This window comes from Aliidiomarina sanyensis (genome assembly GCF_003987175.1).
In the GTDB taxonomy this organism is placed as follows: Bacteria; Pseudomonadota; Gammaproteobacteria; order Enterobacterales; family Alteromonadaceae; genus Aliidiomarina; species Aliidiomarina sanyensis.
In genome coordinates, this window is the sequence record NZ_PIPM01000011.1 from 18,186 (window position 1) to 31,048 (window position 12,863).

Consider the following 12,863-nt stretch of genomic DNA (forward strand, 5'->3'; position numbering starts at 1 on the left):
ACAACGTGGTCGACACGGCGGAATATATCGCCTTAAAGCTGCTGATCAGGGGTCGCTTCAAGGCGGTAGATTGCCTGGAGCTGCGCCCGGAGCTGCGTGTATTGCTCAAGCGCCGTTCCCTGCAGTTCAATCCGTTGATTATTAAATTCGACCACCTGTGGGGTCACCTTAATATCCAGACTGTTGCCCATCTCACTGAGTTGCTGTCGTTGGAAACGCAAGTTCCGGTTGGTTTCTATCGCTTCACCCAAGTTGTAAAGTGCAGTGGCTCCGAGCACATAGGCACCAATTTCACCTGCGGTAGAGTCGGAGTTGCGCACCAGTAAAGCGGTCCCAACTGCAGCTAACAGGACATTGAATTGCTGTGCAGAACGACGCGCTTTTTCACGGCGGATTTCCGCAGCAATCGGCAAGGTTTCCCGTTGATAATCTTTGTAGCTCGCATCGCTTTCGCCATGAAAGGCAGCATAGTTTGCTTGCAAGCCGTCGAGGAAGGCTTGATCCTCTGCTTGAATCAGCTGAATACGCTGCCACATTGGATCTTCTTCCGCCGGCATGCCGTTGATCCGATAACGCACGCCATTGCGTGTGCTGCGCTCTTCAAGGTAGGACGCCATCGATTCTGGACTATACATTGCTGCGTAGCGTAATGAGGCAACCCGTTGGACGTGGCGGCGATCTTCGTCTGATTTCCGCATTAAGAGATCGTACACGTACCCAGCAATGCTCTTAAACATGGGCTCATAGGGGTCTTTATTTTGATTGAACGCATCACGATAAAAGCCTTCGTGGACACGGTATTCAAAGGTACGCTCACCCCAGACTTCATTGGTTGCATCAACGACCCGGATTGAGAGGTTTAAGGTCTCGGTGTCTGAATGATTTATCGTTCCGAGCACATACACATCCGCTGCTGCGTCCGCACCGGGCGTCACAAAGATGGTATTGAAGGCACGCGTTTCTTCCAACGCCGTTTTGGTATCAACCGCAAAGCGATTGGCTTCTAACCGACGCACTTGTGGCCAGATATCGAGCTCTTGGACTTTCCCATAATCAAGGTTTCCTTGACGATCGAGAGGAAGGCCTGGGTCGAAAACTGGAATTGCCACATTCAGATACACTTCGCCTGGATAGTCATAGGTGCGGGCTCGCGGACCGCCAATGGTGTTTCCCGATGGGCCTGTGATGCTCGGACCGACACTTTCGACCCGGTGTGGTGTGCTTTGACAAGCGCTCAAGAAGAGGCTGATCAGGAGCACGCCGAACATGCGGAAACTGGCGTTTGATAGATTTATGTCGATTTTCATATTCACTCCTTGAATCGCCCAATGGCGATCCTCGTCTTATTCTTAGCACCCGTATTCTTTGGCGAGGGCTTCAAAATGTGCTTTCTCTGACTCGGTGGTGGCAGAGTCGAGTCCAGTTAAAATGGCATCGCAAACTGCCGTGGTTCCTTGCCGACGATCACTCCCTTGATGCGCACGCGAGCTTTCAGATGTTTCCCGTTGGTCCTGCTCAGTCGTTTCCTGCTGTGATTCCGCTTGCTGAGCTAACGCAGTTTCTTGTGATTCGGTTGATGCTTGCTCGCTTTGCGCTGCACTGCTTTGATCCGAACCACTTTGATTGGATTGCGAGACGTTGGCAGCGGCACGCATTCGTTGCTGACTTGAACTCAGCGCGGCTTCCATACAGGCTTCGTAGTTTCCGACGTTGGCTTGAATATCCGCGTTCAAGATGGCAATGCGCTCGCTCCGGGTCAGCTCTTCGCCCTCATGGGAGTCAAACAGTAAATGCGAGCAATCTGAGAAGAAAAATGGCAAAGGCTTGCTTTCAGTGGCTGCATTTGCTGACTGAGCCTGCACAACAAGCGTTCCCGAGAGCGCGAGACCCAAAAAGCTGGCGGCAAGTGTATGATGCACTCGCTTGGTTTGCTTCTTTTGCTGTGTCACGTTGCGCATAATCAACTCCTTAGTGCCGAACTTGAAACGCATCACTATTTCTTGGGCTCGATGATTTCAGTAAAGCACTGCTTGGTTATTCTGGCGAGTACCGACGCGATTACGAGTATCTTTGTGGTGACTTGCTCAGATTTTCCACCTGTTTAAAGTGAAACCGACTATTCGGTATATAAACACTTGGATACGCTTATAGTAGTCGAAGTTCATCATCTGTTTCATGTGACAATTTGTATAAAAATGTAGAGCACCTCGACGAAGGTTGTACTGTAAGGCCTGCAAGGGTGTGAGACACTTACCAAATGCATGAATTCTTCATGGTTTGTGCACATTTTTACTGGGTTTACGCCGTGTTTGAACGCAAAACTGAGGAGCAAACATGAAAGCTGTTGGATTTTTCGAATCAAAGCCAATCTCAGAAAACGATGCCCTTGTGGATATCGAAGTAGCCAAACCTAAAGCATCGGGTCGCGATTTGTTGGTAAAAATTGAAGCGATTGCGGTCAATCCGATCGACTATAAAATGCGTCAACGCTTGAAACCAACGCCGGAGTCTCCCGCCATTTTAGGTTGGGATGCAGTGGGAACCGTGGAGGCGGTCGGCTCCGATTGCTCACTTTTTAAACCTGGCGATGCGGTTTACTATGCTGGCGCTTTGACTCGCCAGGGATCCAATGCGGAGTATCAGGTCGTCGATGAACGCATTGTAGGTCGCAAACCAACCACATTGAATGCGACGCAAGCGGCTGCACTCCCCCTTACGGCATTGACCGCATGGGAGCTTCTATTTGACCGGCTGCAATTGGATGTGCCCAACCCGCAGTTACCCAACCCCGTACTCCTTGTGAGCGGCGCCGCAGGTGGCGTGGGTTCTATTTTGGTGCAATTAGCGGTGGCAAAAACCAACGCGATCGTCATTGGGACAGCTTCACGACCTGAAAGTAAAGCATGGGTGGAGAAACTGGGCGCGCACCACGTGATTGATCACAGCAAGCCATTGGCAGATGAATTGAAACGGATTGGTATTGCGTCTGTCACTCATGTGGCAAGTTTGGTCGATACCTCGGCCTACTATGACGCGTTTATTGAGGCGCTTGCACCCCAAGGGCGGTTGGCACTTATCGATGATCCGCAGGAGCCTCTTGATGCGCGTCCACTCAAGCGTAAAAGTCTTAGCTTGCATTGGGAGCTCATGTTCACGCGCTCATTGTTTGCCACTGAGGATATGCAGGCCCAGCATGTCATCTTGAATGCGGTAGCCGATTTAGTAGATACGGGCGTAATTCAGACCACCTTGGGTCAGGCGCTTGGGCCGATTAATGCGAAGAACTTGAAAAAGGCCCATCACATGCTGGAGGAAGGTCGAACGATCGGCAAATTGGTGCTGACGGGCTTTTAGTGGTCTGGCAACGTCAAGGTAAAACGAGCCCCGCCTAAGGGGCTCGTTCCAATAACCATGTGCCCATGATGCCATTCCATAATGCGTTGAACGATCGTGAGCCCAAGGCCGACGCCGCCACTGTGTCGCGATCGGCTCGGCTCGAGGCGCACGAATGGCTTTAAGATGCGCTCTCGTTCGTGCTCCGCAATGCCCGGACCGTCATCATCAATATGGATCATGACCGTTTTTGCGCGTCGTTCCAGTGTTACGCTCACTCGCCCTTGTGCGTGGCGGCGTGCATTCTGGATGAGATTTTGAATGGCGCGTTCCATGTAATGGCCGTCGCATTGCCAAATCAGCGTCTCGGGAACATTTAGGGAAATTTCGGGGCCCGGCAACGGATTAAGCTTTTCCGCGAGGTTCTCCGCAAGTTCGCTCAAGTTGACGGCACTTAACTCCAAAAATTCTTGCTGTCCCTCAAGTCGAGCATAATCTAGCAGGGTATCGACCAAGGTTTCCATTTCTTGCACATTGTCGCGCAGCGCTTCGCGAAACTCCGGGCTATCTTGCATCTCGAGAATAAACTTCATCCGCGCTAAAGGCGTCCTTAAATCATGGGACACGGCACTGGTGAGCTCTCGTTGCAACCCGAGCAGATGCAAGATTTGCAATCGCATTCGCTCAAAGCTCTGTGAGAGCCCTTGAACCAGACTCCGCTTGGGGAGATGTAGGGAGCGAGCGGGATCCTTCGCAAAGGTGTTCAAACTGCTTTCAAGCGCACGTAAATCTCGAGCAAGCGGGCGCAGCCACAGGGTCGTCAAAAGCGCGAGCAACACAAAGAACAGAATGTGATACCAGTAATTCGACGATGGCGTTCCATCAGCAATTGGGCCGATACGCCATACTTCCTCTCCCTTTTTCACGTAAAGATAGAGTGATTGATCGGCGCTAAATACGGTCAGTGCCTCGCCACGATCTAAGCGTTGTTGTTCTGTTTCAGGCCACCCGATCCGGCCATCCCCAACGACGAGCACCGACAAGTCGAGGGTGCTCTGCAGCGCTTCGGGCGATTCAGCTTGTTGTGTCAGGGTCAACACACTCTGTTCGAGAGCGGAAAACCAAGGAGGAATCTCGGGTTGGTAATCCCGCCAGACTTGCTCAAGACTCCAGCCGAGCCCGATGATGGCAAGCAGCAGAAATACATAAAAGTGAACAAGTAAGCGGCGCATGTTTGATTATTCCCAGGCATCCGGCACAAAGAGATAGCCTTTACCCCAGACGGTTTTCAGTCGCTCGGGTTGTTTATGATCGTCACCCACTTTTTTACGCAGGTGAGATACCCGCATGTCCACGGTGCGATCGAGCCCATCGTATTCCCGACCGATCACGTCCCGATGAATAGACTCCCGCGTAACAACCGATCCAGCACGCTCGCCCAAATACCAGAGCAATTCAAATTCGTGACTCGTCAGCGATAAGGTCTCACCGGAGAGGCTCGCCGTTTGAGATCGTGCATTTAAGCTCAGTTGTCCAAAAGTGAGTGTTTGCTTGTCATCGGCTCCGAGACCTCCCGAGCGTCGCAAGAGTGCGTTCACGCGCGCCAATAAAACACGTGGCTCGACCGGCTTAACCACGTAATCATCGGCTCCCAGCTCCAGGCCGAGGACCTGATCAATATCGCTCTCGCGCGCGGTAAACATCAAGATCGGCCCACGAAAGCTAGTGCGCATCGCCCGACATAAGTCAAAGCCATCGCGGTTTGGCAACATCACATCAAGAATAAGTAGGTCAGGCTCATGCCGTTTCACCGCCGCTTGCACACGATTGCCATCAGCTTCCCAAAAAACTTCGAAACCATTCTGTTTCAGATAGTCGACGATCAACTTCGCCAAACGGGTGTCATCTTCGGCAATTAAGATTCGTTTTGTCATTAAAATACACTCCAAGGGGAGCCGAGCCGACGCCGCTGGCGAGGGCGTAAACTTTGAATCGATAATTCGAGGGAGATTAAAGGCTGCCCGTGTGCATTGGTTAAGGCGAGCTCTCCGTGTTGTGGCCAGTCAATCTTCTCTTGATAAGAACCGGTTTCAACATCACTCCAACACGCGAGCGCCTCCCCTTGTAATGATAAACACAGGGGCTGGATCTCTGTGGCGATCCAATGCACACGCAGCTCTTGTTCACATCGATCTCCGGCTCGCTGAACGATGCAAACTTCCGGCGTCGCCGACAGGCAAAACGCCTCCTCGCACAGCTCGGTAGCCTGAGATGAGGTGGGTAATAGGAACAAGAATAATCCTAAGGGGGTGTAGTTAAAAGCGATAACTCACCCCCGTGAAAAAGGTCGAAACATGCCTCCGCTCGGCCAATGGGCTGTCACTCATGCCTGATCCGAGCCATTGCAATCGCCCAGAACTGACCCAAGACCATTGGGCGTTTAATGGGTAATGCCACGATGCGGTGAGCGCCGGTTGCCATACCGCACGGCCCTCGTAATAAAATGCAGTCGGAACCCCGCTATCACGTTCGTTTACACCGTAGTAGTAGTCAATCAGGTCGCGGCTTTTCCAATTTAGTTCTGCGCCAACCTCAAGCAGGCCAAGGTGACCTTCCCGTGCTGTGGCCAAGCGAATGTTCATTTGCTGCCCATGATGCACACCGGTGAGATCTGTGAGGAGTTGCATGCGCACATGAATCAATTTATGTGGATACATATCGAGCTGCACGCCCCCGTCAAGGGCCCAGCGACGAGATGCAACATCGTCAATCCGCAGCGGTCTGATTTCTGTCTCATCGCTTCCACCCGGGGGATCCGTCGGGGGCATCAGCGAGACGTCACCGGACCCTGATGTCTGATTGCCGAGCCAAATTCCAGTTAAGTTGCTTGCAAAATAAGCACGCTCCAGATTCAATTGAGTCACCAAGCTGGTTTCCACCCGGGACCGCTGCTGAAGACTGAGACCTAGGATTCCGTTGTCGAAAAAGAATCGATCACCATAGTAATAAATATCAGGGACGAGATAGATAGGGAGCGCCTTGCCGCCCCGCAACGGATTGCTCCGCTCGCCATAGCCGATGGATGCAGAAAGATGCCAGGTGCGCGTATCTATGCACCCGGTCTCGTATTCCTCGCAGGGGACTTCGAGCACCTGCTCTTGTGCGCTTATCGTGGCAGAGAACAGCGCAAGCATACTGATCAGCAGCACAAGTGGGGCCCGTTTCACACCGATATCCTTGTGTGAGAGTCCTTGAAGGGTGTTCCTTAACAAAGGTTTGTTTCCTTTTGTCTGACTCGTGTTTGTGAGGCGCAGCTTAAAAAATTGCTCGAGCGCGAATGGTCAAAACTCTATCAGACGGGCGGTTTTTCTGCATCTGTGGGTGACAAAGTTTTACAAACAAGTGGGTAGGTATAAATAAAAAACCCTCCATGGAGCAGAAGTCCTGGAGGGTTTCTCTGGTGAATTAAATCACCTCGTTCGGAAACTCAAAACATCTTGAATCACGCCGCGAACCGCTTTGTGATGATCTTCTTTGAGGGCATCGGAGTCGGTAAACTGCTCATGTGCTTTGCCGAGAGCGAACTGGGTGGGCGCGACCCACATGCCCAGTTTCGCGAGTTGGTCGCGCAGCAGCAGGAGTGACCGTAAACCACCAAGCGCACCGGGCGAAGCTGAACAGAGGCCCGCGACTTTTCCTTTGAAGAGCGCTCCACCGGATTCACCGTCCGCTTGTTGCCGAGAGATCCAATCCAACGTGTTTTTTACCAATGCTGGGACCGCACCATTGTACTCAGGCGTTGAAATCAAAAAGCCGTCGTGGGCCTTCATTAAGCTTTGCAGTTTTCGCACATTATCAGGCATCCCCGCATCCTCAATGTCACCGTTGTAAATGGGCAAAGGGTAGTCATTGAGATCCACATAGGTAATTTGTGCACCCTCAGCTTCCGCTGCGCGAGCAATATGCTTCGCGAGTTTTCGGTTGAGTGACGCTTTGCGAAGGCTTCCTGCAAACACGAGTAACTTCATGGTTCCTCCAAGTTAGTTTGATTTTTCGCGGCGCGATTTTTTCTTGTTTACAATGACATTGTAGACCGGCTTCATTTGCGGGATGTGGCTGATAAACACCATGATCACTGTCATAAGCGGTACGGCAATCAACACACCAATTGGCCCCCATAACCATCCCCAGAAGAAGATGGAGACAAAAATAATCACCGGATTAACCGCAAGCCGTTGGCCATGAATGTAAGGTTCTAAAAAGAACCCGACGATACTGGTGATTACGGCAAAACTCGCCGGCGCGATCAGCATCATCCAATAGGTATCGAAGGTTGCGACCGAAACAATGGTCAGTAGGCCAAAGGCAATGAATACACCAATGTAGGGGATAAAGCGAGTCAGTGCAGCCATAACGCCGAGGACAATAGGGTTGGGTAGTCCTATCGCCCAACTGACCAATCCGATAGCGATGCCGATACTACCATTGACGCTAGTAATGACCGCAAGGTAGCGGGCAATTTGTTCCTGACCGCTGCGTAATATCTTCAGGGTAATTTGACGTTTGGGTCGATCCATCTGTCGTGCGAGGTTTCGCACCAAGTTATCGCCACTAATGAGGAGGAAATAGGTTAACGCGAGTGCAAGAGCAAGACCGGCCACCGCTTCATAGGCGCCAGCGGCTAATTGGTTCCGCCAAGAGTCGGTTTGCAGCACGACTGTTTGGGCACTTGCCGCATCGTCGCCATTCCCGAGTTGCTCCTCAAGCTCTTCTTCAACCCGTTCGGCAGTCTCAGTCAGTTGATCAAGTTGACGCTCGACGGCGCTGTCCCCCGGTAACAGCTCACCGAGGGTTGCCGGGGCGCGCTCAGCCCACTCGGAGATAGGCTGCAGCATGGCGTAACCCACGCTGATCATGCCAATCACCAGCGCAGCAAGAAACGTAAGTGACGAAATAGCACGATGAACTTTCCAATGCTTTTCAAGCCACGCGACAGCTGGTGAGAAGAGCAAAGTGACTAAGATCGCGAGTACGATCGGCAGGAGAATGGCGTGCGCCAAATAGAGTGTGTAAAGCAGTGCGAGAATAAATAACCCATAGATGGGCGTTCGAAGTTGTTTCGGAATCGTCGACTCAGAATCTGCCATAAAAGCCCTATGCTCAAAGAATGATGAAAGATGTGCGGACGGCATCTCATTGACGTTAAGTGTGGTCTATTTTGCTCAACTTTTCATGGTGATAGCGATGAATAGTCGGTGCTGCACGCGAAAATAAATAGAAAACTTCAAGAATACAGCGTACCGGTGATATTCTTAACTTATTGATTTAATTGAACTGTCATAGAAGTGGCGTATGTCATTTATGAGTCAGTCACTAAAGTGTCGGCGCGATCTTTAAGCGAGCGTGTTTCACTTGCTAGCGTCAACCCCACGCTTACAGGAGCATATGACATGAATTCAAATGATTCAAAACAAACCCCAGAAGTCGAGTCACCCAAGAGTGGTTACAGCATCAGCAAAGGCGGCAACGTTTATTTTGACGTGCAAGGCCACCCGATTCGGGTCTGGTTCTCGGGTTGGAGCGGAGGCGAGCGCGTTTACGTGAATGAAACGGAGGTCTCGCGCACGCGGAGCTGGCGGTTTATGACCACCCATCACTTTGAGATTGAGGGACAACCACATCGCATCGAACTCGGTGTTGACGGCTGGAAAGATCTGTTTGGCGGCAAATATTTTGCTCGCTTGTATGCGGGCGACGACCTGATTGACCAAGATTGGGTTTTGATCATGGGCAAGGACAAAAAAGCTTTCTCTTGGAAAAGCTTTATCGTTTTCTTGCTCGCAGGCGCCGTGACTGGATTCCTGGTCGGAGGCTTCGTCGCGACCTGGCTTGGTTAACGGAGACCGGTTATGGAATTACAATCAAACGTCATCCGTGAAGCGCGTATTCAAAAAGGCTGGACCCAGCAACAACTGAGTGAAGTCGCCGGTTTGAGTTTGCGAACGATCCAGCGCGTTGAGAGTGCGGGTCAAGGTTCGTTAGAGACGTGCAATGCGTTGTGCGCGGTCCTGGACATTTCACGGGATGATGTGTTGCAACCTGAGCGGTCCGATCCACTGAACCCAAAAGGACTGATTTTTCCCATTGTGATGATGGCCACGGTGATTGGCTTTGTCTTAGGTGTCATGGTCACGCTGGCGGTCCGATAAATGGAATAACGGGCCGTTGATGGACGGCCCACTCACTGCTCATTCAAATTATGCCTCGCCCGCGACACGGGTGCGGCGCTGCCACTGTTGAATCAGTAGGCCGCCGACTATCATCATTAAACCAATTACGGTCGCGGGATAAATAGTTTCCCCAATGATTAGGGCGAGCAATAGCAATGAAATAAACGGCGAAATAAATATCAAGTTGCTTATTTTAGCTGCATTTGACGTTAACTTCATGGCATTTAGCCACAAAATAAAGGTCACTCCCATCTCAAATAAGCCCACATAACTGACCGCGAGCCACCCCTGCCACGGGATATTTGACCAGTCTGACCATATGAGTGACGCGACAACGGCAATGGGGAACGCAATGCCAAAACACACGGTAAGTGTAAGAACAGGGTCTGTTTTGTGGCGGGTATTTAGAATCCAATAACCCGCCCAAAGAAATGTCGAAAGCAACGCGAGTCCAACCCCAAGTGGATTGGTGAATTCGAGCCCGAGTATATCCCCCCGAGTCGCAATCACGAGGACGCCGCTATAGCCCAACCCGCAGGCAATCCAATCACGCTTCCGGATTTTTTGCCCTAAGAAGAGAGCGGCCATCAGCGTCAACGCAATCGCCCAGGTGTAATTTAGGGGTTGTGCCTGTGATGCGGGGAGTAAACGGTACGCCTCAAAGAGGATCAAGTAATAAATGAGGGGGTTCATAAGCCCGAGGAAAAGATAGTACTTTCGATGCGTGTTGAACTCAGGCCCAATTGCACGCAGTCGCCCCTGTTTCGCAAGAATTAAAATAAACAGACCGAGAGATACACCGCTCGCTGCTGTGACCATTTGCAACGGGGTGAGGTACGTCAGGGTGATTTTGAAGGCGGTCGCCACGGTGGACCATAATAGGACCGCGGTGACCGCAAACAGCAGGGCTTTCTTATCTGGCTGCATAGTCCGCGCTTACTGAGGGGGTGCTGATGCGGTAAACGTCGGATTCTGCTGTGCAGTCTTCAATAATGTCAGAAGGTTTGGGTAGGGGGTAAGGTCCAGTCGATTCCGAAAAAGTACCCAGTCGAGATAGCAACACAGGCGTAACATCCCATCATCTGTCACGACCACTTTGTGATCGGTGGGCCAAACCTGACCATTCAGATTCTCTAGGGTGGTCCCCAAGCGGGCCAATTGACGCGCCAAATACGGTGTATTGTCCGGTGTGCACCCATCTTTTTCTAACAAAAATAAATTGATTGTGGTGTCGAGCAAGGTATTGGCGGTTGCGTAAAGCTCACATTCAGCAAGCGAGGGAAGAAAGTCCTGACTTTGCTGTGCACGAATAAACTTCAAAATGGAGGTGGAATCGGTGAGTTTGGTTTCTTCCCATTCCAGATAAGGAACACGCTGAGTCGGCGACCCTTGGGCACTTTGCTGGTAGTTAGTTTCGACGAATTCGTAAGGCAATCCAGCTTGTGCAAGTGCGATACGACAATGACGCACGAAGGGTGAAGTAAAACTTCCAAATAACCGAATCATGTATGCAGCCTCTTTGTATCTGAATGGTCTCTTAGGTTCAGCGAGTCAGGAAAACCGCCACATCATGCCTTGAGATGTGGGGAAGCACAAGCGCCGTTGAGACGACCGGCTGTGTGAAATTTCACCAAATCATCATCCCGGTGTAACAAAAGTGTCACGCATGACGCCTAGACTTGCCGCAACAACCGATATGAGGATTGCCTGATGAGATGGCTTGCCCCGATCCAACGCGCAGATGAAGCGGCTTTTTATTGGCTTAGTACCCAGTTAAGACGCCCAACCGGTGGAACGCTGGCCCGATGGATTTCTCGCAGCGGCGATGGATACGGATACCTCATTGCTTGTTTACTCGCCTTTGCTCTGCAAGACCCCGATGCCACACTGTTGCTCATTTTATTGCTCGCCGCATTCTTGGTTGAAATCCCGGTGTATTGGGTTCTTAAAAACACCCTCCGACGCACGCGTCCCTATGAGCGAGTCAAGCATTTTACCTCCCTGATCCAGGCCAGCGATAAATTTAGTTTTCCTTCTGGCCACACAACGGCTGCTTTCATGTTCGCTGGGATCTGCGCTGTGATCATGCCATCGCTCGCGCTTTGGGTTTATCTCTGGGCGGTGGCTATTGGTCTCTCTCGCATTGCACTTGGGGTGCATTACCCCACGGATATTGTCGCTGGCGCATTACTTGGCTCTGGCCTGGCTACCTTCGTTCTTAGTTTCGCAGCAGGATACCTCGGATGAAAATATTGATCGGTGTGCAAGGAACCGGAAACGGTCATATTAGCCGCTGCCATGCGCTGGCTGAAGCCCTCGAACAGCGTGATGACATTCATGCCGACTATTTGGTTTCGGGTCGTTCTCCAGAGAAACTTTTTGACATGGAAATTTTTGGCGATTTTCAATGGCGGCAGGGACTAAGTTTTGCAGTGCGCGACGGACGCGTGTCTATGTTGGATACCTTGAGTACGAATCCGTGGAGTCAATTTTGGAGTGACGTCCGCGCTTTAGATTTGTCCTCGTATGACCTCGTCCTGACTGATTTTGAGCCAGTTACCGCATGGGCGGCCCGACGTCAAAAAGTTCGTTCCATTGGTATGGGGCGGCAGTATGCGTTTTTTAAAGCAACCCAGGCGCTCGCGCCAAATATCCTTCAACGGGCGATGGTCAAGCAGTTTGCACCATGCGATACGTTACTGGGAATGCACTGGGAAGATATTGGACCGCATGTGATTCCACCATTGATTCATGGCGCACAACACGCGCAGCCCTCGCTGCATAAAGAAGTTTTGGTGTACTTGCCCTTTGAGCCTTTAAGTGAAGTGACGGCCTTGTTAAACAATTTTCCGGAATATACCTTTGTGGTGTACCACCCCGATGCCCAGCGGGCAGAACAAGGACATATCCAATACTTTCCACCTTCACGGACAGGCTTTGCTCAGGCATTTGCACGGGCTGAGGGGGTCATTTCAAATGCCGGATTTGAAACGAGTAGTGAAGCGCTCGCGCGTGGGAAAAAGCTCTTAGTCAAACCGCTTCATGGTCAATTTGAGCAGCTAGCCAATGCACGTTGTTTGCAGAATCGTCAGTTGGCATCGGTGATGGATAACCTCAGCGCACATCATGTCGAGCATTGGCTTGAGCAAGATAGTCAGGTACGCATGGAGTGGCCGGACGTCGCGCCTGTGATAGCGCAATGGTTGGCCGAGGGTGCGGTGGAATCGGTTGAGAGTCTGCATCGTCGTTTGTGGCAACGAACGGAACGGATTGTGGCGGTAGCCTAACCACTAGGGCTTC

Annotated in this window: 15 protein-coding genes; 5 read left to right on the top strand and 10 right to left on the bottom strand. The window is 51.4% G+C overall.

All coding sequences use genetic code 11. The features are described 5' to 3' along the window. Window positions 1-32: 32 nt before the first annotated feature. Both CWE11_RS09615 and CWE11_RS09620 read right to left on the bottom strand, forming a co-directional pair. Window positions 33-1,307, bottom strand: a complete 1,275-nt coding sequence (locus CWE11_RS09615; protein ID WP_126777410.1) for a hypothetical protein — start codon at window positions 1,305-1,307, stop codon at window positions 33-35. Window positions 1,308-1,349: 42 nt separating this feature from the next. Continuing rightward, window positions 1,350-1,958: a hypothetical protein gene (locus CWE11_RS09620; RefSeq protein ID WP_126777411.1), complete on the bottom strand. Its 609-nt coding sequence runs from the start codon at window positions 1,956-1,958 to the stop codon at window positions 1,350-1,352. A gap of 376 nt (window positions 1,959-2,334) precedes the next feature. On the opposite strand from CWE11_RS09620, the gene CWE11_RS09625 reads away from it, so the two are divergent. After that, on the top strand, window positions 2,335-3,354 hold the full coding sequence (locus CWE11_RS09625) for a zinc-binding alcohol dehydrogenase family protein (protein ID WP_126777412.1): 1,020 nt from the start codon (window positions 2,335-2,337) through the stop codon (window positions 3,352-3,354). Here the strand turns inward: CWE11_RS09625 and CWE11_RS09630 are convergent. From CWE11_RS09630 to CWE11_RS09655, 6 genes are all read right to left on the bottom strand, one after another. Next, a complete protein-coding gene (locus CWE11_RS09630; RefSeq protein ID WP_126777413.1) occupies window positions 3,351-4,565 on the bottom strand; it encodes an ATP-binding protein in 1,215 nt (404 codons plus the stop codon). The genes CWE11_RS09625 and CWE11_RS09630 overlap by 4 nt on opposite strands. 6 nt (window positions 4,566-4,571) lie before the next feature. Then, window positions 4,572-5,267, bottom strand: coding sequence for a response regulator (locus CWE11_RS09635; RefSeq protein ID WP_126777414.1), 696 nt, complete (start codon window positions 5,265-5,267; stop codon window positions 4,572-4,574). Beyond that, entirely contained in the window at window positions 5,267-5,626 is a 360-nt protein-coding gene (locus CWE11_RS09640) for a DUF3019 domain-containing protein (protein ID WP_157981339.1), read from the bottom strand. Before CWE11_RS09640 ends, CWE11_RS09635 begins: the two co-directional genes overlap by 1 nt. Before the next feature lie 22 nt (window positions 5,627-5,648). After that, window positions 5,649-6,560: a MipA/OmpV family protein gene (locus CWE11_RS09645; protein ID WP_126777416.1), complete on the bottom strand. Its 912-nt coding sequence runs from the start codon at window positions 6,558-6,560 to the stop codon at window positions 5,649-5,651. A 243-nt stretch (window positions 6,561-6,803) separates the two neighbouring features. After that, entirely contained in the window at window positions 6,804-7,361 is a 558-nt protein-coding gene (locus tag CWE11_RS09650) for an NADPH-dependent FMN reductase (RefSeq protein WP_126777417.1), read from the bottom strand. A 12-nt stretch (window positions 7,362-7,373) separates the two neighbouring features. Next, window positions 7,374-8,480 (bottom strand): AI-2E family transporter, encoded by a 1,107-nt coding sequence (locus tag CWE11_RS09655; RefSeq protein WP_126777418.1) that lies wholly within the window; start codon window positions 8,478-8,480, stop codon window positions 7,374-7,376. A gap of 303 nt (window positions 8,481-8,783) precedes the next feature. Between CWE11_RS09655 and CWE11_RS09660 the strand changes: the two genes are divergently transcribed. Further along, window positions 8,784-9,230 carry a hypothetical protein gene (locus CWE11_RS09660; protein WP_126777419.1) on the top strand — a complete coding sequence of 149 codons (447 nt, stop codon included), beginning with the start codon at window positions 8,784-8,786 and terminating at the stop codon, window positions 9,228-9,230. 12 nt (window positions 9,231-9,242) lie between these two features. Beyond that, window positions 9,243-9,542 carry a helix-turn-helix transcriptional regulator gene (locus CWE11_RS09665; RefSeq protein WP_126777420.1) on the top strand — a complete coding sequence of 100 codons (300 nt, stop codon included), beginning with the start codon at window positions 9,243-9,245 and terminating at the stop codon, window positions 9,540-9,542. 48 nt (window positions 9,543-9,590) lie between these two features. Here CWE11_RS09665 and CWE11_RS09670 read toward each other — a convergent pair whose 3' ends face one another. Further along, the gene (locus CWE11_RS09670; protein WP_126777421.1) at window positions 9,591-10,490 is read right to left on the bottom strand and encodes a DMT family transporter; all 900 of its coding nucleotides are present in this window, start codon (window positions 10,488-10,490) and stop codon (window positions 9,591-9,593) included. Window positions 10,491-10,499: 9 nt separating this feature from the next. Then, window positions 10,500-11,069 (bottom strand): glutathione S-transferase family protein, encoded by a 570-nt coding sequence (locus tag CWE11_RS09675; protein WP_126777422.1) that lies wholly within the window; start codon window positions 11,067-11,069, stop codon window positions 10,500-10,502. 204 nt (window positions 11,070-11,273) lie between these two features. On the opposite strand from CWE11_RS09675, the gene CWE11_RS09680 reads away from it, so the two are divergent. Together CWE11_RS09680 and CWE11_RS09685 are read left to right on the top strand one after the other, a co-directional pair. Then, window positions 11,274-11,810 carry a phosphatase PAP2 family protein gene (locus tag CWE11_RS09680; RefSeq protein ID WP_126777423.1) on the top strand — a complete coding sequence of 179 codons (537 nt, stop codon included), beginning with the start codon at window positions 11,274-11,276 and terminating at the stop codon, window positions 11,808-11,810. Further along, window positions 11,807-12,850: an MJ1255/VC2487 family glycosyltransferase gene (locus CWE11_RS09685; RefSeq protein WP_126777424.1), complete on the top strand. Its 1,044-nt coding sequence runs from the start codon at window positions 11,807-11,809 to the stop codon at window positions 12,848-12,850. Before CWE11_RS09680 ends, CWE11_RS09685 begins: the two co-directional genes overlap by 4 nt. The last annotated feature ends 13 nt before the right edge of the window (window positions 12,851-12,863 follow it).